Below are 24,617 nucleotides of genomic sequence, written 5' to 3' on the forward strand. Positions count from 1 at the left end.
GGCGATCATCTTCAGCACCCGGAGGCGTGTTGATGGTCGGCGCTTCGCCATTGGCCAGGCGGTCACCGCGGTAGACCCAGACCTTGACGCCGATGACGCCGTAGGTGGTCTTGGCTTCCGAGAAACCGTAGTCAATGTCGGCCTTCAGGGTGTGCAGCGGCACACGGCCTTCGCGATACCACTCGCAACGAGCGATTTCGATGCCGTTCAGACGGCCGGACGACATGATCTTGATGCCCTGGGCGCCCAGGCGCATCGCGTTCTGCATCGCGCGCTTCATCGCGCGGCGGAACATGATGCGCTTTTCCAACTGCTGGGTGATCGAGTCGGCGATCAGCTGCGCATCGATTTCGGGCTTGCGCACCTCCTCGATGTTCACTGCCACCGGCACGCCCAGGCGGCGGGTCAGTTCGGCCTTCAGGTTCTCGATGTCTTCACCCTTCTTGCCGATCACCACGCCCGGACGGGCGGAGTAGATCGTGATGCGGGCGTTCTTCGCAGGACGCTCGATCAGGATGCGAGACACGGCGGCATTCTTCAGCCGGGCCTTCAGGAATTCACGAACCTGCAGGTCTTCGGCCAGCATGCCGGCGAAGTTGCGGTTGTTTGCATACCAGCGCGACGCCCATGCACGGGTGACGGGGAGCCGGAAGCCGGTCGGGTGGATTTTTTGTCCCATGGTCTTCCTTGGCTTAGTTGCCCACGGTCACGTAGATGTGGCAAGTGCCCTTGCTGATGCGATTTCCACGGCCCTTTGCGCGGGCCGAGAAACGCTTCAGCGTGGTGCCTTGCTCCACGTAGATCGAGGTGACCTTCAGTTCGTCGATGTCCGCGCCGTCGTTGTGCTCGGCGTTGGCGATGGCGCTCTCGAGTGCCTTCTTGACGATCCCGGCGGCCTTCTTCTGGGTGAACGCCAGAATGTTGAGCGCTTGATCGACTTTCTTGCCGCGAATCAGGTCGGCGACAAGCCGGCCCTTGTCGGCCGACAGTCGCACGCCACGGACGATTGCTTTCGTTTCCATCGTCGTGTCCTTTACTTCTTGGCCTTTTTGTCCGCAGGGTGACCCTTGAACGTACGGGTCAGTGCGAACTCGCCCAGCTTGTGGCCGACCATCTGGTCGCTCACATACACGGGCACATGCTGCTTGCCGTTGTGCACGGCAATCGTCAGGCCAATGAAGTCGGGCAGGATCGTCGAACGGCGCGACCAGGTCTTGATCGGCTTCTTGTCCTTCACGGCGACGGCTTTTTCAGCCTTGGCCAGAAGGTGGTGGTCCACAAAGGGACCCTTCTTGAGTGAACGTGCCATGGTCCAGCCCTTACTTCTTGCGACGCGAGACGATGAACGTCTGCGTGCGCTTGTTGTTGCGAGTGCGGTAGCCCTTGGTCAGGGTGTTCCACGGCGACACGGGAGCCTGGCCCTCGCCGGTACGGCCTTCGCCGCCACCGTGCGGGTGGTCCACCGGGTTCATGGCAGTACCACGAACGGTCGGACGGATGCCCTTCCAACGGATCGCACCAGCCTTGCCGTACTGGCGCAGGTTGTGCTCTTCGTTGCTGACTTCACCGATGGTGGCGCGGCACTCGATGTGGATCTTGCGGACTTCACCCGAACGCAGCCGAAGCTGGGCGTAGGTGCCTTCGCGCGCCATCAAGGTCACCGAGGTGCCGGCCGAACGCGCAATCTGCGCGCCCTTGCCAGGCATCATTTCGATGCAATGGATGGTCGAACCCACCGGGATGTTGCGGATCGGCAGCGTGTTGCCAGCCTTGATCGGCGCTTCCGAGCCGCTCATGATGGTGGCACCGACTTCAAGACCGCGCGGGGCGATGATGTAGCGGCGCTCGCCATCGGCGTAGCACACCAGCGCAATGTGGGCGGTGCGGTTCGGGTCGTACTCGATGCGTTCGACCTTGGCCGGAATGCCGTCCTTGTTGCGCTTGAAGTCGACCACGCGGTAGTGGTGCTTGTGACCACCGCCCTTGTGGCGAACCGTGATGTGACCGTTGTTGTTGCGGCCGGAGTTCTGCTTCTGGGGTTCCAGCAGCGAAGCTTCCGGCGCGCCCTTGTGCAGGTGCTTGTGAACGACCTTGACGACGGCGCGACGGCCGGCGGAGGTCGGTTTGACTTTGACGACTGCCATGATTTACGCGGCCTCCCCGGAGAAGTTGAGCTCCTGGCCGGCCTTCAGCGAGACATACGCCTTCTTGACGTGGTCGCGACGGCCCATGTTCTTGCCAAAGCGCTTGGCCTTGCCCTTGACGTTGACGACAGCCACGGCTTCGACATCGACCTTGAACAGCAGCTCGACCGCGGCCTTGATTTCAGGCTTGGTGGCGTCGCGCAGGACCTTGAACAGGACCTGGTTGTGCTTCTCGGCGACCATGGTGGCCTTTTCCGAGATCACCGGCGCAACCAGCACCTGGGCCAGGCGGCCTTCATTGAATTTACCGATGACGGGGTTGATGCGGCTCATGCGAACATCTCCTTGAGCTGCTCGATCGCGGCCTTGGTCACCAGCACCTTCTTGTAGAAGACCAGTGACAGCGGATCGGCGTAGCGCGGCTCGACGACCAGCACATTGGCCAGGTTGCGCGAAGCCAGGAACAGGTTGTCGTCGATCTGGTCGGAGATGACCATCACCGAGCTCAGGCCCATGGCCTTGAACTTGGCAGCCAGTTCCTTGGTCTTCGGCGAGTCGACAGCCAGCGAATCCACCACGGCCAGGCGGCCGTCGCGGGCCAACTGAGACAGGATCGCAGCCATGCCGGCGCGATACATCTTCTTGTTGACCTTCTGGGTGAAGTTCTCGTCCGGGCTGTTCGGGAAGGTGCGACCACCCCCGCGCCACAGCGGCGAGGACGTCATACCAGCACGAGCGCGGCCGGTGCCCTTTTGGCGGAACGGCTTCTTGGTCGAGTGGTGAACCGCTTCGCGGTTCTTCTGGGCACGGGTGCCTTGACGCGCATTGGCCTGGAAGGCCACGACGATCTGGTGCACCAGGGCTTCGTTGTAATCACGGGCGAACACGGTGTCGGGCGCGTCCACCTTGGACGTGGCCTGACCTTGTTCGTTCAGGAGCTCGAGTTGCATCAGTTGGCTCCCTTCTTGGCCTTCGCCTTGACGGCAGGACGCACGACCACGTGGCCGTTCTTGGCGCCCGGCACCGCACCGCGGACCAGCAGCAGCTGGCGCGCTTCATCGATGCGGATGACGTCGAGGTTCTGGGTCGTGACGGTTTCGTCGCCCATGTGGCCGGACATCTTCTTGCCCGGGAACACGCGGCCCGGATCCTGCGCCATCGAGATCGAACCCGGCACGTTGTGCGAACGGCTGTTGCCGTGCGACGCGCGCTGCGAGCCGAAGTTGTGGCGCTTGATGGTGCCCTCGAAGCCCTTGCCGATGGAGGTGCCCTGCACGTCGACCTTTTCGCCGGTGGCGAACAGGGAGACGGGAACGACAGCGCCCGGCTTGTACTCGGCGGCCACGTCGGCCGCGACACGGAATTCCTTGAGGATTTCACCGGCTTCGACGCCCGCTTTCGCGAGGTGGCCGGCTTCTGGCTTGGTCACGCGCGATGCTTTGCGCGAACCGAACGCCACCTGGATGGCGCTGTAGCCGTCGGTCTCAACGGTCTTGATCTGGGTCACGCGGTTGTTGGACACATCCAGCACGGTCACAGGGATGGCATCGCCATCGTCCGTGAACACACGCATCATGCCCACCTTGCGGCCCAGCAAGCCGAGACGGTTGCTAAGACTCATGGTTTTTCTCCGCCCCCATGCCCTCATGGCGAGGAGGCCGGTTTAACAAACCCGACAACGATTGGCCGGGCTGACGAAGCTTCAGTCGCCGCGAATCACCTTGAAGGGCTCTCCGCGCCGCCGAAGCCAATTGCTCTATCCACACGGCAAAGGGCGGAGCACCAAAGCGCACCACCCTTTAACGCGGAAAAGCTTGCGAGTATAGCGTGCCTGCGGGCGAACCCGCAAGCACGCTGTTCGCAGGGCTGCTTACTGCAGCTTGATCTCGACGTCCACGCCAGCCGGCAGGTCCAGCTTCATCAGCGCGTCGACGGTCTTGTCGGTCGGGTCGACGATGTCCATCAGGCGCTGGTGCGTGCGGATCTCGAACTGGTCGCGCGAGGTCTTGTTGACGTGCGGCGAACGCAGGATGTCGAAGCGCTGCATGCGGGTCGGCAGGGGCACGGGGCCCTTGACGATCGCGCCGGTGCGCTTGGCGGTGTCAACGATTTCCAGGGCGGACTGGTCGATCAGCTTGTAATCGAAAGCCTTCAGGCGGATGCGGATCTTTTGCTTTTGCATGACTGTTCCTAAAAAAGAGCGATGAGGCGGAGGGCACCTGGCTGGCACCGACCGCCGGTCATGCAATTACTCGATGATCTTGGCAACCACGCCGGCGCCGACGGTGCGGCCACCTTCACGGATGGCGAAGCGCAGGCCCTCTTCCATCGCGATCGGGGCGATCAGCTTGACGGTGATGCTGACGTTGTCGCCCGGCATGACCATTTCCTTGTCCTTGGGCAGCTCCACCGCGCCGGTCACGTCCGTCGTGCGGAAGTAGAACTGCGGGCGATAGTTGTTGAAGAACGGCGTGTGACGGCCGCCTTCGTCCTTGGACAGGACATAGATCTCGGCGGTGAAGTGGGTGTGCGGCTTGACGCTGCCCGGCTTGCACAGCACTTGGCCGCGCTCGACGTCTTCACGCTTGGTGCCGCGCAGCAGGATGCCGACGTTGTCGCCAGCCATGCCCTGGTCCAGCAGCTTGCGGAACATTTCCACGCCGGTGCAGGTGGTCACTTGCGTGGCCTTGATGCCGACGATTTCGATCGATTCGCCGACCTTGATGATGCCGCGCTCGATACGGCCCGTCACCACGGTGCCACGGCCCGAGATCGAGAACACGTCTTCCACCGGCATCAGGAAGGAGCCGTCCACTGCACGCTCAGGCGTCGGGATGTAGCTGTCCAGTGCGTCGGCCAGGGCCATGATGGCGCCTTCGCCCAGCTCGCCCTTGTCGCCTTCGAGCGCCAGCTTGGCCGAGCCCTTGACGATGGGGGTGTCGTCGCCCGGGAAGTCGTACTTGGAAAGCAGCTCGCGCACTTCCATTTCGACGAGTTCCAGCAGCTCGGCGTCGTCCACCATGTCGCACTTGTTCAGGAACACGATGATGTACGGCACACCGACCTGACGCGCCAGCAGGATGTGCTCGCGGGTCTGCGGCATCGGGCCGTCAGCGGCCGAGCACACCAGGATCGCGCCGTCCATCTGGGCAGCACCGGTGATCATGTTCTTCACATAGTCAGCGTGGCCCGGGCAGTCAACGTGCGCGTAGTGGCGGTTGGCGGTCTCGTATTCAACGTGTGCGGTGTTGATCGTGATGCCGCGTGCCTTTTCTTCCGGCGCCGCATCGATCTGGTCGTAGGCCTTGGCCTCGCCACCGAACTTGGCCGACAGAATCGTCGTGATCGCCGCCGTCAGCGTCGTCTTGCCATGGTCCACGTGACCAATCGTGCCCACGTTCACGTGCGGCTTGGTCCGTTCAAACTTGCCTTTTGCCATTTCGTATTCTCCAGAGAAAGAACAATTGCCCGTGTCGGTTTAGGGTCTCCAGCACTGGCTGCCACGGGCAGCTTGCCAACCACGTCGTGCGTGGCGCCGAAGACCAAATTGGAACCACCCCGAGCGCCTGCGGCGCTCCCCTCAAGGGGCGCCACCAGCGGACTGGCAGAGCCAGATCCGCGGCGGCCACTGGGTGGCGTTGCGTTTTTACTTGGCGCGGGACGTGATGATGGCGTCGGCCACGTTCTTCGGGGCTTCCGAATAGTGCTTGAACTCCATCGTGTACGTGGCACGGCCTTGCGACATCGAGCGCAGCGTGGTCGAGTAGCCGAACATTTCCGACAGCGGAACTTCGGCCTTGATGACCTTGCCGCCGCCGACCATGTCGTCCATGCCCTGCACCATGCCGCGACGGCTGGACAGGTCGCCCATCACGTTGCCGGCGTAGTCCTCAGGCGTCTCGACTTCCACGGCCATCATCGGCTCCAGGATGACCGGCGAAGCCTTGCGCATACCGTCCTTGAAGCCCATGGATGCGGCCATCTTGAACGCGTTTTCGTTCGAGTCCACTTCGTGGTACGAACCGAAGGTCAGCGTGACCTTCACGTCCACGACCGGGAAGCCGGCCAGCACGCCGTTTGGCAGCGTGTCGATCAGGCCCTTTTCCACCGCGGGGATGAACTCGCGCGGCACCACGCCGCCCTTGATGGCGTCGACGAACTCGAAGCCCTTGCCCGGCTCTTGCGGCTCGACCTTCAACACGACGTGGCCGTACTGGCCCTTGCCGCCGGACTGGCGCACGAACTTGCCTTCGACGTCTTCCACCGACTTGCGGATGGTTTCGCGGTAGGCCACCTGCGGCTTGCCTACGTTGGCTTCGACGCCGAATTCGCGCTTCATGCGGTCGACGATGATTTCCAGGTGCAGCTCGCCCATGCCGGAAATGATGGTCTGGCCCGACTCTTCGTCGGTGCGCACGCGGAAAGAAGGATCTTCCGCAGCCAGGCGGCCCAGCGCGATGCCCATCTTTTCCTGGTCAGCCTTGGTCTTGGGCTCGACAGCCTGCGAGATCACCGGCTCCGGGAAGACCATCTTTTCCAGCGTGATGATGGCTTCGGGGTCGCACAGGGTTTCACCCGTGGTGACGTCCTTCAAGCCCACGCAGGCAGCGATGTCGCCGGCCAAAATTTCCTTGATTTCTTCACGCTGGTTGGCGTGCATCTGCAGGATCCGGCCGATGCGCTCCTTCTTGCCCTTGATCGGGTTGTAGACCGTCGCGCCGGAAGCCAGCACGCCAGAGTACACACGAACGAAGGTCAGCTGGCCGACGAACGGGTCGGTCATCAGCTTGAAGGCCAGGGCGGCAAACTTGGCTTCGTCAGTGCGTTCGCGCGTGGTCGGCTGGTCGTCGTCGTCGGTGCCCGGGACCGGCGGAATGTCCGCAGGCGACGGCATGAAGTCGATCACGCCATCCAGCATGCGCTGCACGCCCTTGTTCTTGAAAGCGGTGCCGCAGAACATCGGCTGAATTTCAGCAGCGATGGTGCGGGTGCGGATGGCCGACTTGATCTCTTCCTCGGTCAGGTCGCCCGTCTCGAGGTACTTGTTCATCAGCTCTTCAGTGGCTTCGGCTGCAGCCTCGACCATCTTCTCGCGCCACTCTTGAGCCAGCTCCACCAGGTCGGCGGGGATGTCTTCGTAGCTGAACTTCATGCCCTGGGAGGCTTCGTCCCAGAAGATGGCCTTCATCTTGATGAGGTCAACCACGCCCTTGAAGTTTTCTTCGGCACCGATCGGAATCACGATGGGCACCGGGTTGGCCTTCAGGCGAGCCTTCATCTGGTCCACGACCTTGAAGAAGTTCGCACCCGTGCGGTCCATCTTGTTCACGAAGGCCAGACGCGGCACGTGGTACTTGTTGGCCTGGCGCCAGACTGTTTCCGACTGCGGCTGCACGCCACCCACGGCGCAATAGACCATGCAGGCACCGTCAAGCACGCGCATCGAACGTTCGACTTCAATCGTGAAGTCCACGTGTCCGGGGGTGTCGATGATGTTGATGCGGTGTTCCGGCAGGGACAGGTCCATGCCCTTCCAGAAACAGGTCGTCGCAGCGGAGGTGATCGTGATGCCACGCTCCTGCTCCTGCTCCATCCAGTCCATCGTGGCGGCGCCGTCGTGCACTTCACCGATCTTGTGGTTCACACCGGTATAGAACAGGATGCGCTCAGTCGTCGTGGTCTTGCCAGCGTCGATGTGAGCCGAGATACCGATGTTGCGGTAGCGCTCGATGGGGGTCTTGCGAGCCATGGTGACACTCCAAATGCGAAGAGCCGCCCGGGGTTGGTGACAACCCTAGGCGGCCAAAAGGACAGGGTTTAGAAGCGGAAGTGCGAGAAGGCCTTGTTGGCTTCCGCCATGCGGTGCACTTCGTCACGCTTCTTCATCGCGCCGCCACGGCCTTCAGAGGCCTCCAGCAGCTCATTGGCCAGACGCGCAGCCATCGACTTCTCACCGCGCTTGCGTGCCGATTCCTTCAGCCAGCGCATGGCCAGGGCCATCCGGCGAACAGGGCGAACTTCCACGGGAACTTGGTAGTTCGCACCGCCCACGCGGCGGGACTTGACTTCCACCATCGGTTTGACGTTGTTGAGCGCGACCATGAAGACCTCCAGCGGGTCCTTCTTGGCCTTGTTCTCAACCTGCTCGAGGGCACCGTAAATGATGCGCTCCGCAACGGCCTTCTTGCCCGACTCCATGATCACGTTCATGAACTTGGACAGGTCCACCGAACCGAACTTCGGATCAGGCAGGATGTCCCGCTTGGGGACTTCGCGACGACGAGGCATTTCTCTCTTCCTTCATCTTCAGTTGGTGCCGGAACATTCCCGCACCGCGAAAGACCATGAACCGCTCTGCGGCAGATCTCTCACTTACTCGGTCCAGCCACTCGACATGAGGACTGACCGCAACTTCACATCCTGAGGCCCTGCGGCCGGACATGACAACTTTTCCAAAAGCCCTTGCGGACCGCTTTGGACTTATTTGCTCTTCGGGCGCTTCGCGCCGTACTTGGAACGCGACTGCTTGCGATCCTTGACGCCTTGCAGGTCAAGCGAGCCACGCACGATGTGGTAGCGCACGCCTGGCAAGTCCTTGACCCGGCCGCCGCGCACGAGCACAACGCTGTGCTCTTGCAGGTTGTGGCCTTCACCGCCTATGTACGAGATGACCTCGAAACCGTTGGTCAGGCGAACCTTGGCGACCTTCCGCAGTGCCGAGTTCGGCTTCTTCGGGGTCGTGGTGTAGACGCGGGTGCAGACGCCGCGGCGTTGCGGGCAATTCTGCATTGCCGGCGACTTCGACTTCGTGACTTCGGCCTGACGGCCTTGGCGCACGAGCTGGTTGATGGTTGGCATGGGTAACTTGTTCCCGTTTGAAGTTACGTGAAAAACGTCTTTTCGGCAGACCTCGAACGAGCCCATCACGGCTCACCGAAGATCGCAAAAACACTGGCTTGCGCTGACTTGCGCAAGTTGCGGCAACGCCAAAGCACGGCAGTTTTCCGCCGAAAAGCCCTCGATTATAGTAAGCCGCTCCTTTTCCCGCAAGGCGCTTGGCATTCGACTTCGCTGCCGCCGCCGGCAACCCATGAATGCAAGTGCCCACTCTCCCGATTTTCCACGTGCACTGGTGATCGACACGCAGTCCATCCTGGACTGGCAACTGTTCGGCAATGCCCTTTGCGCCGGCTGGCAAGCCGAGTTGCAGCCCACGCGCTGGACCTGGCTGGCCACCAAGGCGATGCGCGACGAGCTGTCGCACGTGCTGGACCGCTTCACCGCACGCGGTCTGGCGCCGACTTGGCCGGGCACGGCCACGAGCGTGCTGGCGCATTTCGACCAGTACGTGCAGCTGCAACCCGTGCCGGTGCTGCCGCTGGGCACACCACGCTGCACCGACCGTGACGATCAGAAATTCATCGACCTGGCGATTGCCACCGGCGCGCTGCTGCTGAGCCGCGACAAGGCGGTGCTGAAGCTCAGGAAGCGCGCAGCGCTGCTGGGGGCCGAGATCCAGCCCCCCACAGCCTGGGCCGCCCAGCCAGGTCTGAAACGACCCGCTGAATAAAAAAGGCGACCCTTGGGTCGCCCTTTTGCACCGTGCCAGGCCGAAGCCCGGTGCTTCGTCGCTTTAGTCCGCGCTGCCTTCGGCGGGCGCTTGCGCGTCCAGGCTGGCCAGCTGGGCCGAAGCCAGCTCTTCGGCTTCCTGCATCGCGATGGCGCGGCGCTCGGTGTCGTCCATCTCTTCCTTGGCCTTGCGGGCCAGGTGGAAGGCCATGCCGGTGCCCGCGGGGATCAGGCGGCCGACGATGACGTTTTCCTTCAGGCCGCGCAGCTCGTCGCGCTTGCCCATGATGGCCGCTTCGGTCAGCACGCGGGTGGTTTCCTGGAAGGAGGCCGCGGAGATGAACGAGTCGGTCGACAGCGAGGCCTTGGTGATGCCCAGCAGCACGTCGGCATAAGTCGCCGGCAGCTTGTCTTCACGCTGCAGCCGTTCGTTGGTGTTGAACAGCTCCGAACGTTCGACCTGCTCGCCAACGATGTAGTTCGAGTCGCCCGAGTTGGTGATCTGCACACGACGCAGCATCTGGCGAACGATCACCTCGATGTGCTTGTCGTTGATCTTCACACCTTGCAGGCGATACACGTCCTGGACTTCGTCGACGATGTAGCGCGCCAGTTCCTCGACACCCAGCAGGCGCAGGATGTCCTGCGGGTCCGCCGAGCCGTCGACGATCAATTCGCCGCGGTTCACCACCTGGCCTTCGTGCACCAGGATGTTCTTTTCCTTCGGAACCAGTTCTTCGTAGACCTGGCCTTCCGGATCGGTGATCTGCAGGCGAACCTTGCCCTTGGTTTCCTTGCCGAACGACACCGTGCCGGTGCGCTCTGCCAGGGTGCCAACGTCCTTCGGCGAACGCGCCTCGAACAGCTCGGCCACCCGCGGCAGACCGCCGGTGATGTCCCGCGTCTTCTGGCCTTCGACCGGAATGCGCGCCAGCACTTCGCCAGGGGCGAGGTCCTGGCCGTCGCGGATCTGCACCAGCGAGCCGACCGGGAAGCCGATGGTCACCGAGTGGTCGGTGCCAGGGATCTTCACTTCCTGGCCCAGCGCGTCCAGCAGCTTGACCTGCGGCCGGATGACCTTGGCAGCGCCGCGGCGCTTCGGGTCGATGACCACCAGCGTCGACAGGCCGGTCACTTCGTCCAGCTGCTTGGCCACCGTCACGCCTTCTTCGACATTCTCGAACTTCGCCTTGCCGGCGAATTCCGTGATGATCGGGCGCGTCAGCGGGTCCCAGTTGCCCAGCACCGTGCCAGCCTTGAGCTGCTGGTCGGCCTTGACGTTCAGGATCGCGCCGTACGGCACCTTGTGGCGCTCACGCTCGCGGCCATGCTGGTCGGAGATGACGATTTCGCCGGAACGCGAAATCACCACCAGCTCGCCCTTGCTGTTGGTCACGTAGCGCATCGTGGCGTTGAAACCGATGAAACCATCGGACTTCGCATCCACGCTGGAAGCCACCGCCGCACGCGAAGCCGCGCCACCGATGTGGAAGGTCCGCATTGTCAGCTGCGTGCCCGGCTCGCCGATGGACTGCGCGGCAATCACGCCCACCGCTTCACCGGTGTTGACCAGGCCACCGCGGCCGAGGTCACGGCCGTAGCAGCTGGCGCACAGGCCGTAGCGGGTTTCGCAGGTCAGCGGGGTGCGGACCTTGACTTCGTCGACGCCAGCGGCTTCGAGCACGTCCAGCAGGTCTTCGTCCAGCATCGTGCCGGCCGGCAGCACCATTTCCTGGGTCTCAGGATGGGTGACCTCGATCGCGCAGACGCGGCCCAGGATGCGGTCGCGCAGCGATTCGATCACTTCGCCGCCTTCGACCAGCGCACGCATCGCGAAGCCGTTTTCGGTGCCGCAATCGGTCTCGGTCACGACCAGGTCCTGCGTCACGTCGACCAGGCGACGCGTCAGGTAGCCGGAGTTCGCGGTCTTCAGCGCCGTGTCCGCCAGGCCCTTGCGGGCGCCGTGGGTGGAGATGAAGTACTGCAGAACGTTCAGGCCTTCGCGGAAGTTCGCGGTGATCGGCGTCTCGATGATGGAGCCATCAGGCTTGGCCATCAGGCCCCGCATGCCCGCCAGCTGGCGGATCTGCGCGGCAGAGCCCCGGGCACCGGAGTCGGCCATCATGTAGATGGAGTTGAACGACTCGGTGTCGACTTCCTTGCCATGACGGTCGATGACCTTCTGCTTGGACAGCTGGCTCATCATGACCTTGCCGACTTCGTCGCCGGTCTTGCCCCAGATGTCCACCACCTTGTTGTAGCGCTCGCCAGCCGTCACCAGGCCGGAGACGTACTGCTGTTCGATCTCCTTGACTTCCTTCTCGGCGCGCTCGATCAGCGCTGCCTTTTGCGGCGGCACCAACATGTCGTCGATCGCGATCGAGATGCCGGCGCGCGTAGCCAGGCGGAAGCCCGACTGCAGCAGCTTGTCGGCGAACACAACCGTTTCCTTCAGACCGCACTTGCGGAACGAAGTGTTGATCAGGCGCGAGATCTCTTTCTTCTTCAGCGCCTTGTTGATGTTCGAGAAAGCCAGGCCCTTGGGCAGGATCTCGGACAGCAGCGCACGGCCCACCGTGGTGTCGACCAGCTTGGTTTCAGGCTGGAACACACCTTCGGCGTCCTTGGTCCATTCGACCAGGCGGACCGAGATCTTGGCGGTGATCTCGACGGCCGCGTTGTCCAGCGCGCGCTGGAGTTCCACGGTGTCGGAGAAGATCATGCCTTCGCCCTTGCCGTTGATGCGCTCGCGGGTGGCGTAGTACAGGCCCAGCACCACGTCTTGCGACGGCACGATGGACGGCTCGCCCGAAGCCGGGAACAGCACGTTGTTCGAAGCCAGCATCAGCGCGCGCGCTTCCATCTGGGCTTCGATCGACAGCGGCACGTGCACGGCCATCTGGTCACCGTCGAAGTCGGCGTTGAACGCCGCGCAAACGAGAGGGTGCAGCTGGATCGCCTTGCCTTCGATCAGCACCGGCTCGAACGCCTGGATGCCCAGGCGGTGCAGCGTCGGCGCACGGTTGAGCATGACCGGGTGTTCCTTGATGACTTCTTCAAGGATGTCCCAGACCACCGGCGTGCCGCTCTCGACTTCCTTCTTCGCCGCCTTGATGGTGGTGGCGATGCCCATCGCCTCCAGGCGCGAGAAGATGAAAGGCTTGAACAATTCGAGGGCCATCAGCTTGGGCAGGCCGCACTGGTGCAGCTTGAGCGTCGGGCCCACGGTGATCACCGAACGACCGGAGTAGTCGACGCGCTTGCCCAGCAGGTTCTGGCGGAAGCGGCCTGACTTGCCCTTGATCATGTCGGCCAGCGACTTCAGGGCGCGCTTGTTCGCACCCGTCATCGCCTTGCCGCGGCGGCCGTTGTCCAGCAGCGAGTCGACTGCCTCCTGCAGCATGCGCTTTTCGTTGCGCACGATGATCTCGGGGGCCTTCAGCTCCAGCAGGCGCGCCAACCGGTTGTTCCGGTTGATGACGCGGCGGTACAGGTCGTTCAGGTCGGAGGTCGCGAAGCGGCCGCCGTCCAGCGGCACCAGCGGACGCAGGTCCGGCGGCAGCACTGGCAGCACGTCCATCACCATCCAGTGCGGCTTGATGCCCGACTTCTTGAAGGCTTCCATCACCTTCAGGCGCTTGGAATTCTTCTTGACCTTCAGCTCGCTGCCGGTCATGTCGTTGCGCAGCTTGTCGATCTCGACGTCGAGGTCCATCTCGGCCAGCAGCTTCTGGATGCCTTCGGCGCCCATCAGCGCGACGAACTCGTCACCGAACTCGACGCGCTTGGCCTCGAAGTCGTCCTCGCTCATGATCGAGAACTTCTTCAGCGGCGTCATGCCCGGGTCCACGACCACGTAGGCTTCGAAGTACAGCACGCGTTCGATGTCGCGCAGCGTCATGTCGAGCACCAGGCCCAGACGCGACGGCAGCGACTTCAGGAACCAGATGTGCGCGCACGGCGCCGCCAGGTCGATGTGACCCATGCGGTCACGGCGAACCTTGGTCTGCGTGACTTCAACGCCGCACTTCTCGCAGATCACGCCGCGGTGCTTCAGGCGCTTGTACTTGCCGCACAGGCACTCGTAGTCCTTGATCGGGCCAAAGATCTTGGCGCAAAACAGGCCATCACGTTCCGGCTTGAAGGTCCGGTAGTTGATGGTCTCGGGCTTCTTCACTTCACCGAAGGACCACGAGCGAATCTTCTCGGGCGAGGCAAGCCCGATCCGGATCGCGTCGAAGTGCTCGTCGGGGGTGAACTGCTTGAACAGGTCCAGCAAACCCTTCATTGATTTCTCCTAGTAGTCAGTTTGAAGACCGGGCCGCCATGCAGGCCAGCCCGGTCCCGCAAGGTCATCAGTTGCGCTCGAGCTCGATGTCGATGCCGAGCGAACGAATTTCCTTGACCAGCACGTTGAACGACTCCGGCATGCCGGCGTCAATCGCGTGCTCACCCTTGACGATGTTCTCGTAGACCTTGGTGCGGCCGTTCACGTCGTCGGACTTCACGGTCAGCATTTCCTGCAGCACGTAAGCGGCGCCATAGGCTTCCAGTGCCCACACTTCCATTTCGCCGAAGCGCTGGCCACCGAACTGGGCCTTGCCGCCCAGCGGCTGCTGGGTGACCAGGCTGTACGGGCCGGTCGAACGGGCGTGCATCTTGTCGTCCACCAAGTGGTGCAGCTTCAGCACGTGCATGTAGCCCACCGTGGTCGGGCGCTCGAACTGGTCGCCGGTGCGGCCGTCGTGCAGCCAGGCCTGGGTGCGCGTGTCGGTCAGCCCCTTGCGGGCGGCGATGTCGTCCGGGTAGGCCAGCTTCAGCATGCGGCGGATTTCTTCTTCCTTCGCACCGTCGAACACCGGCGTCGCGAACGGCACGCCCTTGGTCAGCTCCTGCGCCATCTCGACCACTTCCTTGTCGGAGAGGTCTTCGATGTGCTCGACCTTGCCGCCGGACTTGTTGTACAGCTCGTCGAAGAACTTGCGCAGCTCGGCCACCTTGGCCTCGTGCTGCAGCATGTCGCCGATGCGCTGGCCAATGCCCTTGCCGGCCCAGCCCAGGTGGACTTCCAGCACCTGACCCACGTTCATCCGCGAGGGCACGCCCAGCGGATTCAGCACGATGTCGGCAGGCGTGCCGTCGGCCATGTAGGGCATGTCTTCGATCGGGGTGATCTTGGACACGACGCCCTTGTTGCCGTGACGGCCGGCCATCTTGTCGCCAGGCTGCAGGCGGCGCTTGACGGCCAGGTAGACCTTGACCATCTTCAGCACGCCAGCGGGCAGCTCGTCGCCCTGGGTCAGCTTCTTGCGCTTCTCTTCGAAAGCCAGGTCGAAGCTGTGACGGGTCTGCTCCAGCGAGTTCTTGATCGACTCGAGCTGGTTGGCGACTTCGTCTTCCGCCGGGCGCACGTCGAACCAGTGGTACTTGTCGATGCCAGCCAGGTAGGCCTTGTCGATCGTCGTGCCCTTGGCCAGCTTTTGCGGGCCACCGTTGGCGATGCGGCCGTTCAGCAGCTTCTCGATCCGGTCGAAAGCGTCCAGCTCGACGATGCGCAGCTGGTCGTTCAGGTCCAGGCGGAAACGCTTCAGCTCATCGTCGATGATCTGCTGGGCGCGCTTGTCGCGCTGGATGCCTTCACGGGTGAAGACCTGCACGTCGATCACGGTGCCGTTCGTGCCCTGGTCCACGCGCAGCGAAGTGTCCTTCACGTCGGAAGCCTTCTCGCCGAAGATCGCGCGCAGCAGCTTTTCTTCCGGCGTCAGCGTGGTCTCGCCCTTGGGCGTGACCTTGCCGACCAGCACGTCGCCTGGCGTCACTTCGGCGCCGACATAGACGATGCCCGACTCGTCCAGGCGAGCCAGTTGCTGCTCGCTCAGGTTCGGGATGTCGCGCGTGATTTCTTCCGAGCCCAGCTTGGTGTCGCGGGCCATCACCACCAGTTCCTCGATGTGGATCGAGGTGTAGCGGTCTTCGGCGACGACGCGTTCGCTGATCAGGATCGAGTCTTCGAAGTTGTAGCCGTTCCAGGGCATGAACGCGACCAGCATGTTCTGGCCCAGGGCCAGTTCACCCAGGTCGGTCGACGCACCGTCGGCCACCACGTCGCCAGCCGCCACCTGGTCACCGCGGCGCACGATGGCGCGTTGGTGGATGTTGGTGTTCTGGTTCGAGCGCTGGTACTTGATCAGGTTGTAGATGTCCACGCCGACTTCGCCCGCCAGGGTTTCGTCGTCGTTGACACGGATCACCACGCGGTTGGTGTCGACATAGTCGACCACGCCGCCGCGGCGTGCCGTGACCACCGTGCCCGAGTCGACCGCAGCGACGCGCTCGACACCGGTACCGACCAGCGCCTTTTCGGGGCGCAGCACCGGCACGGCCTGACGCTGCATGTTGGCGCCCATCAGCGCGCGGTTCGCATCGTCGTGCTCGAGGAACGGCACCAGCGAGGCCGCCACCGACACGATCTGCGTCGGCGCCACGTCCATGTACTGGATGCGTTCCGGCGAGGTCAGCACCGATTCGCCGTTTTCACGGGCCGAGACCAGCTCATCGGTCAGCGTGCCTTCCTTGTCCAGCGTCGCGTTCGCCTGGGCAATGACGTACTTGCCTTCCTCGATGGCCGACAGGTAATCGATCTGCATCGTCACCTTGCCGTCGTTCACGCGGCGATACGGCGTCTCCAGGAAGCCGTATTCGTTGAGCTGCGCGTACAGGGCCAGCGAGTTGATCAGGCCGATGTTCGGGCCTTCCGGCGTTTCGATCGGGCAGACACGGCCGTAGTGGGTCGGGTGCACGTCGCGCACTTCGAAGCCGGCGCGCTCGCGGGTCAGACCGCCCGGGCCCAGTGCGGAAACACGACGCTTGTGCGTGATTTCCGAAAGCGGGTTGGTCTGGTCCATGAACTGCGACAGCTGCGACGCACCGAAGAACTCCTTGAGCGCCGCGGAGATCGGCTTGGAGTTGATCAGGTCGTGCGGCATCAGGGCTTCGGTCTCGGCCTGGCCGAGGCGTTCCTTGACGGCCTTCTCGATCCGCGCGAGACCCGAGCGATACTGGTTCTCGGCCAGTTCGCCCACGCAACGCACACGCCGATTGCCCAGGTGGTCGATGTCATCGACTTCGCCGCGGCCATTGCGCAACTCGACCAGGATCTTCACGACGTAGATGATGTCCTCGTTGGACAGCGTCATCGGGCCTTCCGGCACGTCGCGGCCCACGCGGGCGTTGAACTTCATCCGGCCCACGCGCGACAGATCGTAGGTGTCGGCGTTGTAGAACAAGCGCTGGAACAGTGCTTCCACCGCATCTTCGGTTGGCGGCTCGCCGGGGCGCATCATGCGGTAGATCGCCACGCGCGCGGCCAGCTGGTCGGCGGTTTCGTCCAGGCTCAGCGTCTGGCTGATGTAGGCGCCCTGGTCCAGTTCATTGGTGAACAGGCACTGCAGGTCCTTGATGCCGGCGCCGCGCAGCTTCTTCAGCAGCGATTCGGTCAGCTCGTCATTGGCCTTCGCAATGATCTCGCCGGTGTCCGGGTCGACCATGTTGCGGGCGACCACGCGGCCCACCAGGAAGTCTTCCGGCACCGAGATGAAGTTGGTGCCGGTCTGCTCCAGCTGGCGCGCATGGCGCGCGGTGATGCGCTTGTCCTTCTCGACGATGACGTTGCCGTCCTTGTCGGTGATGTCGAAGCGCGCCACTTCGCCCTTCAGGCGCTCAGGCACGAACTCCAGCTGTGCGCCGGTGTCCATCAGGCGGAAGCTGTCGTTGTCGAAGAAGTGCGCCAGGATCGCTTCCGGGTTCAGGCCGATGGCCTTCAGCAGGATCGTCACCGGCATCTTGCGGCGGCGGTCGACACGGAAGTACAGGATGTCCTTCGGGTCGAACTCGAAGTCCAGCCACGAGCCGCGGTAAGGAATGATCCGCGCGCTGAACAGCAGCTTGCCCGACGAGTGCGTCTTGCCCTTGTCGTGTTCGAAGAACACGCCAGGCGAGCGGTGCAGCTGCGAGACGATGACACGCTCGGTGCCATTGACGATGAAGGAGCCGTAGTCGGTCATCAGGGGCACTTCGCCCATGTAGACCTCCTGCTCCTTGATCTCCTTGACCACCTTCGCCGGATGCGACTCGCGGTCATAGATGATCATCTGCAGCTTGGCACGCACGGCCGCTGCATAGGTCAGCCCGCGCTGCTGGCATTCGCGCGTGTCGAAGGCCGGTCGCGCGATGTTGAATTCGATGAACTTCATCTCCACGAACCCGTTGTGCGAAACAATCGGGAACGCGGACAGGAACGCCGCCTGCAAACCTTCAGGTTTGCGCTGTTGCGGCGGCACTTCCTTCTGCAGGAAGGCGACGTAGGATTCCCGCTGCATGGTGAGCAGGTAGGGGACGTTGAGAACGCTCTCACGCTTGCCGAAGCTCTTGCGAATTCGCTTGCGCTCGGTGTAGCTGTAGGGGGTTGCTTGCGCCATTGAACACTCCGTATCGGGCACCCGCCGGCCTAGCGGGGAACCTCGTCGGCGACTGGCTTTTGCAGGCGGATTTCCCGGGCGGGAAGCCTGAAAGCTTGGTGGTTGGCCACTACCAACCGCTGGCGGACAACCCCGGCATTGCACCGGAGCCCGACCAAACCTGGTTCTTCTGCAGTCGGATCAGAGAACACTTGGAATAACCGGCCATTATTGCGCAGGTCATTTCAGCTGTCCTCGGCAGGGTCAATGCCCGCCGACGCCCGCCTTCCGCGCGCTTGCGCAGAAAACACAAAAGGCCGGGAGCCCTTTCGGACCCCCAGCCCCTTGCTGCGAAGGTGAATTACTTCACTTCGGCCTTGGCGCCGGCTTCCACCAGCTTCTTGACAGCGGCTTCGGCGTCGGCCTTCGGCACGGCTTCCTTCACGTTCTTCGGAGCGCCGTCGACCAGGTCCTTGGCTTCCTTCAGGCCCAGGCCCGTCAGTTCGCGCACGGCCTTGATGACCTGCACCTTTTGGGCGCCGGCTTCCAGCAGCACGACGTTGAATTCGGTCTTCTCTTCGACCACGGCGGCAGCGCCACCAGCGCCACCAGCGGCAGGAGCGGCCATCGAAGCGGCGGACACGCCAAACTTCTCTTCAATCGCCTTGACCAGGTCGTTCAGTTCCATCACGGACATGCTGTCCAGGGCGGTCAGGAAGGCGTCTTTATCGAATGCCATTTGAGTTACCTCGTATTCAATGATTCAGTGTAGGGATCGGCTGCGGCGCTCAGGCGGCAGCTTCTTCGGCAGGCGCAGCGTCAGCCGGAGCTTCCGCGCCAGCGCCCTTTTGCTCGGCCAATGCGGCCACCACGGCAGCAATGCGCTGCACCGGCGACTTCAGCAAGCCAGCGATCTGCGACAGCAGGACTTCCTTGCTGGGGATCGCAGCCAGGGCCTTCACGCCGTCGGCGTTCAGGACCTTGCCTGCATAGGCGCCGGCCTTGATGACCAGCTTGTCGTTGCCCTTGGCAAAGTCAGCGATGACTTTGGCCGCGGCGACAGCATCTTCCGAAAAGCCGTAGATCAGCGGACCGACCATGCTCTCCGTGACCACCTCGAACGGGGTGCCGGCGACGGCGCGACGGGCCAGGGTGTTCTTCACGACGTGAAGGTACACACCCTTGGCACGCGCATCGACGCGCAGCTTGTTCAGGTTTTCCACGGTGAGGCCACGGTACTCGGCCAACGCCAGGGTCTGGGACTTGGCGACTTGCGCTGCCACTTCCTCGACCACGGCCGCCTTCTCGTTGCGGTTGAGACTCAAGGTCTACTCCTCACAAAAACGTGTCTGCAAGTCTTGCGACCCGTTCGACACACCAGGATTGCAGCGACCTAACCGATTCCGAGAGACGCTCCATACACTGGAACCTCCATCTTCACGGCGGGGACGCCATCTGCGCTGGTGCTTGCCGGGCAGGCCCGGTTCGCGATTAAGGCTGGGCATCGAAACACCCCACCACCAGCGGTCTTGGATGGCCTGCGGCGGTTGCCCGCCTCAGCCCACCAATGTCAGACCCGCGCGTCAAGACAGCCGCGCCGGCCTTGATTCAATGCTGCTTCAGGCAGCCGGGGCCGTGGCCGCGGCAACCGAGGCGATTTCGACGCGGGCGCCGACGCCCATGGTCGAAGACACCGCGACCTTGCGCAGGTACACGCCCTTGGACGCGGCCGGCTTGGCCTTGTTCAGTGCATCCAGCAGCGCGGCCAGGTTGCCAACCAGCTTGTCGTCGTCGAACGAGCGACGGCCGATGGTGCCGTGGATGATGCCGCCCTTGTCAACGCGGAACTGCACCTGACCAGCCTTGGCGTTGCGCACCGCCGTGGCGACGTCCGGCGTCACGGTGCCGACCTTCGGGTTCGGCATCAGGCCGCGCGGGCCCAGGATCTGGCCCAGCGTACCGACCACGCGCATCGTGTCCGGCGAAGCGATCACGACGTCGAAGTTGATGTTGCCGGCCTTGACCTGCTCGGCCAGGTCTTCCATGCCGACCACGTCGGCGCCAGCGGCGCGGGCTTCGTCAGCCTTGGCACCTTGGGCGAACACGGCGACACGCTTGGTCTTGCCGGTGCCGTTGGGCAGCACGACGGCGCCACGCACGACCTGGTCAGACTTCTTCGGGTCAATGCCCAGCTGCACGGCCACGTCGATGGATTCATCGAACTTGGCGGTGGCTGCGCTCTTCACCAGCGTCAGTGCTTCGCCGATCGCGTACAGCTTCAGGCTGTCGACCTTGCCTTGCAGGGTCTTGGCTTTTTTGGTCAGCTTGGCCATTTACACACCCTCCACGATCACGCCCATCGAACGGGCAGAGCCGGCGATGGTCTTCACTGCAGCGTCCATGTCGGCCGCCGTCAGGTCTTTTTGCTTGGTCTTGGCGATCTCTTCCAGCTGGGCGCGGGTGATCTTGCCAACCTTGTTCAGGTGCGGCTTGTCCGAACCCTTGCCCAGGCCGATGGCCTTCTTGATCAGCACGGTCGCCGGGGGCGACTTCAGCACGAAGGTGAAGGACTTGTCGGCAAACGCGGTGATGACCACCGGCAGCATCAGGCCGGGTTCCATGCCGGAGGTCTGGGCGTTGAACGCCTTGCAGAACTCCATGATGTTCAGGCCGCGCTGGCCCAGTGCCGGGCCGACGGGCGGCGACGGGTTGGCCTTGCCGGCCGGGATTTGCAGCTTGATGAAGCCGACGATCTTCTTTGCCATGAATGGCTCCTTTCGAGTTCAAACGCCTTGGGAGTGACCCCTTGGCTCCTCGCTGATGACCCGGAACGACAAAAACCGCTGGCGCCGGGTCAAGCCCGCCAGCGGTCAGAGATTCAAACTTTCTCGACTTGCGAGAAATCCAGCTCGACGCCCGTGGCGCGACCGAAGATCGTGACCGAGACCTTGACCTTGGACTTCTCGTAGTTGACTTCTTCGACAGCGCCGTTGAAGTCGGTGAACGGGCCTTCCTTGACCCGCACCAGCTCGCCAACTTCCCACTCGACCTTGGGCCGGGGTTTCTCGATGCCTTCTTGCATCTGGTTGACGATCTTCATGACCTCGGCCTCCGAGATCGGTGCCGGGCGATTGCGCGCGCCGCCGACAAAGCCGGTGACCTTGCTGGTGTGCTTGACCAAGTGCCAGGACTCATCGTCCATCAGCATCTCGACCAGCACATAACCCGGGAAGAATCGGCGCTCGGTGACCGACTTCTTGCCATTCTTCAGCTCGACCACTTCTTCGGTCGGCACCAGGATGCGGCCGAACTTGGACTGCATGCCGGCGCGGTCGATCCGCTCGCGCAGGTTGCGCTCCACGGCCTTTTCCATGCCCGAATAGGCATGGACGACGTACCAGCGCTGGCCGGAGGCTGCCGGCGAAGCGGGCGTTGCGTCGTTTGCGATGGAATCGCTCATGCTCTGTGGACCTCTTTTGTGTGCACCAGGAATCAGTGCTTCCAGCCCAGGATCAGGTCGTACAGCACCCACTCCAGGGATTTGTCGGTCAGCCACAGGAACAGCGCCATCAGGATGACAAAGGCAAACACGTAGCCCGTCATCTGCGCTGCTTCCTTCGGGGCCGGCCAGACGACCTTCTTGACCTCGCGAACCGACTCGCGGCCGTAGGCGATCAACTGCTTGCCACTTTCGGAGGTGAAAAACAGGCCCACCGCGACCGCCAGGCCCACCAGCAGCGCAATCACGCGCAGCCACATCGGCTGTTGGTTCAGCAGGTAAAACGCCACGACCGAACCGACGACCAGCACTGCGACAGCGGCCAGCTTGGCCTTGTCAGCGCCGGTGGAGAGGGTTTCGACTTGGGAAGGGGTGGACATTGCTTTCAACTTGCGATCCGGGTGACGGGCCGGTAAAACCTGCGACAAGGGCTCGAACACCCGGCGCCCAACAGCAGCAAAGCCCGCCGGGCACAAGGCCTGCGGGCTGGCTGATCAGGCCTTGGACCAGAACGGCAACTCAGACCTGAGCGCCGATGCTGGCAGGGGCAGTAGGAATCGAACCTACAACCTTCGGTTTTGGAGACCGACGCTCTGCCAATTGAGCTATACCCCTGTGGCCTTCAACTTGCTCGATTACTCGATGATCTTGGCAACCACGCCGGCGCCGACGGTGCGGCCACCTTCACGGATGGCGAAGCGCAGGCCTTCTTCCATCGCGATCGGGGCGATCAGCTTGACGGTGATGCTGACGTTGTCGCCCGGCATGACCATTTCCTTGTCCTTGGGCAGTTCCACCGCGCCGGTCACGTCCGTCGTGCGGAAGTAGAACTGCGGGCGATAGTTGTTGAAGAACGGCGTGTGACGGCCGCCTTCGTCCTTGGACAGGACATAGATCTCGGCGGTGAAGTGGGTGTGCGGCTTGACGCTGCCCGGCTTGCACAGCACTTGGCCGCGCTCGACGTCTTCACGCTTGGTGCCGCGCAGCAGGATGCCGACGTTGTCGCCCGCCATGCCCTGGTCCAGCAGCTTGCGGAACATTTCCACGCCGGTGCAGGTGGTCACTTGCGTGGCCTTGATGCCGACGATTTCGATCGATTCGCCGACCTTGATGATGCCGCGCTCGATACGGCCGGTCACCACGGTGCCACGGCCCGAGATCGAGAACACGTCTTCCACCGGCATCAGGAAGGAGCCGTCCACGGCGCGCTCAGGCGTCGGGATGTAGCTGTCCAGCGCGTCGGCCAGGGCCATGATGGCGCCTTCGCCCAGCTCGCCCTTGTCGCCTTCGAGCGCCAGCTTGGCCGAGCCCTTGACGATGGGGGTGTCGTCGCCCGGGAAGTCGTACTTGGACAGCAGCTCGCGCACTTCCATTTCGACCAGTTCCAGCAGCTCGGCGTCGTCCACCATGTCGCACTTGTTCAGGAACACGATGATGTAGGGAACGCCCACCTGACGCGCCAGCAGGATGTGCTCGCGGGTCTGCGGCATCGGGCCGTCAGCGGCCGAGCACACCAGGATCGCGCCGTCCATCTGGGCAGCACCGGTGATCATGTTCTTCACATAGTCAGCGTGGCCCGGGCAGTCAACGTGCGCGTAGTGGCGGTTGGCGGTCTCGTATTCAACGTGTGCAGTGTTGATCGTGATGCCGCGCGCCTTTTCTTCCGGCGCCGCATCGATCTGGTCGTAGGCCTTCGCCTCGCCACCGAACTTGGCCGACAGAATCGTCGTGATCGCCGCCGTCAGCGTCGTCTTGCCATGGTCCACGTGACCAATCGTGCCCACGTTCACGTGCGGCTTGGTCCGTTCAAACTTGCCTTTTGCCATCTTGCGCTCCTGCGGCGGTCGAGATCAAAAAAACGACATCGAAAGCGGTGGTGCCCATGGCGCGGATCGAACGCGCGACCTCTCCCTTACCAAGGGAGTGCTCTACCACTGAGCCACATGGGCATCGACACAGGTCTGGAAGCGCATCCTGGGAACTTGATGCATCCCGACACACCCAGACCAGTGCCGACGAATTCACACACCACTCACACACAACCCGAGCATCCAGCCAGCCCAACAGGCCGACCTGACGCCACAACCCCACGGCCTCGCTCATGGAGCGGGAAACGGGAATCGAACCCGTGTCATTAGCTTGGAAGGCTAAGGTTCTACCATTGAACTACTCCCGCGGGGATTCGTTCCTCGAATTGTGCCCTGCCTGGTGGAGGAGGCTGGATTCGAACCAGCGTACGCGTTAGCGGGCAGATTTACAGTCTGCTGCCTTTAACCACTCGGCCACCCCTCCGTGCAGAGCCACAGACTATAGCATGCTTTTATTTGCGAAAACAAGCCTCCAGCGCGGTGGTGCAACGCAACATCGCAGCGCCAAGGCAGGCGCCGGCCTGGCTCAATCCAAAGACCAGTCCAGGCCAGGCACCGCCGCCATGGCGGCCGAGAAATGCCCACAGCCAATGAAGGGCACGGGCGGCCGACGCGCCGACAGCGGCGAAGGGTGATTCGACTGCAGCAGCAGATGCCGCCCAGGCGCCGCCTGCTCGATCAGTCCGGCTTTGGCCTGGGCGTGACCGCCCCACAGCATGAAGACGGTCGGCGCTGCACGCTGGGCAAGCGCCAGGATCAGCGCATCGGTCAGCGCTTCCCAGCCGCGCTTGGCATGGCTGCCCGGCTGCCCATCTTCCACCGTGAGCGAAGTGTTCAGCAGCAGCACGCCGCGCTGCGCCCACTTCAGCAAGTGCCCATGGCCGGGCGGCTTCAGCCCCAGGTCACGTTGCAACTCGACAAAGATGTTGCCCAGGCTGCGTGGCGGCTTGACGCCCGGCGGGACCGAAAACGACAAGCCCTCGGCCTGACCCGGCCCGTGGTACGGGTCCTGGCCCAGGATCACCACCTTGACCGCCGCCAGAGGCGTCAAGGCCAGCGCACGCAGCGGCTCGCCGGGATA

Annotated in this window: 23 protein-coding genes and 4 tRNA genes; 1 reads left to right on the top strand and 26 read right to left on the bottom strand. The window is 63.1% G+C overall.

Going from position 1 to position 24,617, the window contains the following annotated elements:
* The 12 genes from rpsC to rpsL all read right to left on the bottom strand — a co-directional run.
* Positions 1-679 (bottom strand): 30S ribosomal protein S3 (gene rpsC / locus FKP22_RS02425; protein WP_141284840.1); only part of this gene is annotated, 679 nt, incomplete at its 3' end.
* A 13-nt stretch (positions 680-692) separates the two neighbouring features.
* Complete coding sequence (gene rplV / locus FKP22_RS02430) at positions 693-1,022, bottom strand: 50S ribosomal protein L22 (RefSeq protein ID WP_141284842.1); 330 nt, start codon at positions 1,020-1,022, stop codon at positions 693-695.
* Positions 1,023-1,033: 11 nt separating this feature from the next.
* Positions 1,034-1,309: a 30S ribosomal protein S19 gene (gene rpsS, locus FKP22_RS02435; RefSeq protein ID WP_141284844.1), complete on the bottom strand. Its 276-nt coding sequence runs from the start codon at positions 1,307-1,309 to the stop codon at positions 1,034-1,036.
* Between the two features lie 10 nt (positions 1,310-1,319).
* Complete coding sequence (rplB, locus tag FKP22_RS02440) at positions 1,320-2,144, bottom strand: 50S ribosomal protein L2 (protein WP_141284846.1); 825 nt, start codon at positions 2,142-2,144, stop codon at positions 1,320-1,322.
* Positions 2,145-2,147: 3 nt separating this feature from the next.
* On the bottom strand, positions 2,148-2,477 hold the full coding sequence (rplW, locus tag FKP22_RS02445; RefSeq protein WP_141284848.1) for a 50S ribosomal protein L23: 330 nt from the start codon (positions 2,475-2,477) through the stop codon (positions 2,148-2,150).
* Positions 2,474-3,094 (bottom strand): 50S ribosomal protein L4, encoded by a 621-nt coding sequence (gene rplD, locus FKP22_RS02450; protein ID WP_141284850.1) that lies wholly within the window; start codon positions 3,092-3,094, stop codon positions 2,474-2,476. The genes rplW and rplD overlap by 4 nt, the downstream gene beginning before the upstream one ends.
* Entirely contained in the window at positions 3,094-3,765 is a 672-nt protein-coding gene (gene rplC, locus FKP22_RS02455) for a 50S ribosomal protein L3 (RefSeq protein WP_141284852.1), read from the bottom strand. The genes rplD and rplC overlap by 1 nt, the downstream gene beginning before the upstream one ends.
* 249 nt (positions 3,766-4,014) lie before the next feature.
* Positions 4,015-4,326, bottom strand: coding sequence for a 30S ribosomal protein S10 (gene rpsJ, locus FKP22_RS02460; RefSeq protein WP_019561663.1), 312 nt, complete (start codon positions 4,324-4,326; stop codon positions 4,015-4,017).
* Positions 4,327-4,392: 66 nt separating this feature from the next.
* On the bottom strand, positions 4,393-5,583 hold the full coding sequence (tuf, locus tag FKP22_RS02465) for an elongation factor Tu (RefSeq protein ID WP_141284854.1): 1,191 nt from the start codon (positions 5,581-5,583) through the stop codon (positions 4,393-4,395).
* Between the two features lie 207 nt (positions 5,584-5,790).
* Positions 5,791-7,893, bottom strand: coding sequence for an elongation factor G (gene fusA / locus FKP22_RS02470; protein WP_141284856.1), 2,103 nt, complete (start codon positions 7,891-7,893; stop codon positions 5,791-5,793).
* 68 nt (positions 7,894-7,961) lie between these two features.
* Positions 7,962-8,432 carry a 30S ribosomal protein S7 gene (gene rpsG, locus FKP22_RS02475; RefSeq protein WP_141284858.1) on the bottom strand — a complete coding sequence of 157 codons (471 nt, stop codon included), beginning with the start codon at positions 8,430-8,432 and terminating at the stop codon, positions 7,962-7,964.
* Positions 8,433-8,624: 192 nt separating this feature from the next.
* Positions 8,625-9,002 (bottom strand): 30S ribosomal protein S12, encoded by a 378-nt coding sequence (rpsL, locus tag FKP22_RS02480; protein ID WP_141284880.1) that lies wholly within the window; start codon positions 9,000-9,002, stop codon positions 8,625-8,627.
* A gap of 232 nt (positions 9,003-9,234) precedes the next feature.
* Here rpsL and FKP22_RS02485 point away from each other — a divergent pair, with 232 nt between their 5' ends.
* A complete protein-coding gene (locus tag FKP22_RS02485) occupies positions 9,235-9,714 on the top strand; it encodes a PIN domain-containing protein (protein ID WP_141284860.1) in 480 nt (159 codons plus the stop codon).
* A 63-nt stretch (positions 9,715-9,777) separates the two neighbouring features.
* On the opposite strand, the gene rpoC is transcribed toward FKP22_RS02485, so the two are convergent.
* From rpoC to FKP22_RS02555, 14 genes are all read right to left on the bottom strand, one after another.
* Positions 9,778-14,001 (bottom strand): DNA-directed RNA polymerase subunit beta', encoded by a 4,224-nt coding sequence (gene rpoC, locus FKP22_RS02490; protein ID WP_141284862.1) that lies wholly within the window; start codon positions 13,999-14,001, stop codon positions 9,778-9,780.
* A gap of 67 nt (positions 14,002-14,068) precedes the next feature.
* On the bottom strand, positions 14,069-18,190 hold the full coding sequence (gene rpoB, locus FKP22_RS02495) for a DNA-directed RNA polymerase subunit beta (protein WP_141284864.1): 4,122 nt from the start codon (positions 18,188-18,190) through the stop codon (positions 14,069-14,071).
* Positions 18,191-18,530: 340 nt separating this feature from the next.
* The gene (gene rplL / locus FKP22_RS02500) at positions 18,531-18,908 is read right to left on the bottom strand and encodes a 50S ribosomal protein L7/L12 (RefSeq protein WP_141284866.1); all 378 of its coding nucleotides are present in this window, start codon (positions 18,906-18,908) and stop codon (positions 18,531-18,533) included.
* 49 nt (positions 18,909-18,957) lie between these two features.
* A complete protein-coding gene (gene rplJ, locus FKP22_RS02505) occupies positions 18,958-19,494 on the bottom strand; it encodes a 50S ribosomal protein L10 (RefSeq protein WP_141284868.1) in 537 nt (178 codons plus the stop codon).
* A 294-nt stretch (positions 19,495-19,788) separates the two neighbouring features.
* The gene (gene rplA, locus FKP22_RS02510; RefSeq protein ID WP_141284870.1) at positions 19,789-20,502 is read right to left on the bottom strand and encodes a 50S ribosomal protein L1; all 714 of its coding nucleotides are present in this window, start codon (positions 20,500-20,502) and stop codon (positions 19,789-19,791) included.
* Positions 20,503-20,934 (bottom strand): 50S ribosomal protein L11, encoded by a 432-nt coding sequence (rplK, locus tag FKP22_RS02515; RefSeq protein ID WP_141284872.1) that lies wholly within the window; start codon positions 20,932-20,934, stop codon positions 20,503-20,505.
* Between the two features lie 113 nt (positions 20,935-21,047).
* Positions 21,048-21,629, bottom strand: coding sequence for a transcription termination/antitermination protein NusG (gene nusG / locus FKP22_RS02520; protein WP_141284874.1), 582 nt, complete (start codon positions 21,627-21,629; stop codon positions 21,048-21,050).
* Between the two features lie 32 nt (positions 21,630-21,661).
* Positions 21,662-22,048: a preprotein translocase subunit SecE gene (secE, locus tag FKP22_RS02525; protein ID WP_141284876.1), complete on the bottom strand. Its 387-nt coding sequence runs from the start codon at positions 22,046-22,048 to the stop codon at positions 21,662-21,664.
* A gap of 159 nt (positions 22,049-22,207) precedes the next feature.
* Positions 22,208-22,283, bottom strand: a tRNA-Trp gene (locus tag FKP22_RS02530).
* 20 nt (positions 22,284-22,303) lie between these two features.
* Positions 22,304-23,494: an elongation factor Tu gene (tuf, locus tag FKP22_RS02535; protein WP_141284854.1), complete on the bottom strand. Its 1,191-nt coding sequence runs from the start codon at positions 23,492-23,494 to the stop codon at positions 22,304-22,306.
* Between the two features lie 48 nt (positions 23,495-23,542).
* Positions 23,543-23,617: transfer RNA gene (locus FKP22_RS02540), tRNA-Thr, on the bottom strand.
* A gap of 153 nt (positions 23,618-23,770) precedes the next feature.
* Positions 23,771-23,844: transfer RNA gene (locus FKP22_RS02545), tRNA-Gly, on the bottom strand.
* Between the two features lie 30 nt (positions 23,845-23,874).
* Positions 23,875-23,960, bottom strand: a tRNA-Tyr gene (locus tag FKP22_RS02550).
* A 102-nt stretch (positions 23,961-24,062) separates the two neighbouring features.
* The coding region (locus FKP22_RS02555; RefSeq protein WP_141284878.1) for a uracil-DNA glycosylase at positions 24,063-24,617 on the bottom strand (555 nt) is incomplete at its 5' end.

The sequence above is a fragment of the Ideonella azotifigens genome, assembly GCF_006519715.1.
In the GTDB taxonomy this organism is placed as follows: Bacteria; Pseudomonadota; Gammaproteobacteria; order Burkholderiales; family Burkholderiaceae_C; genus Ideonella; species Ideonella azotifigens.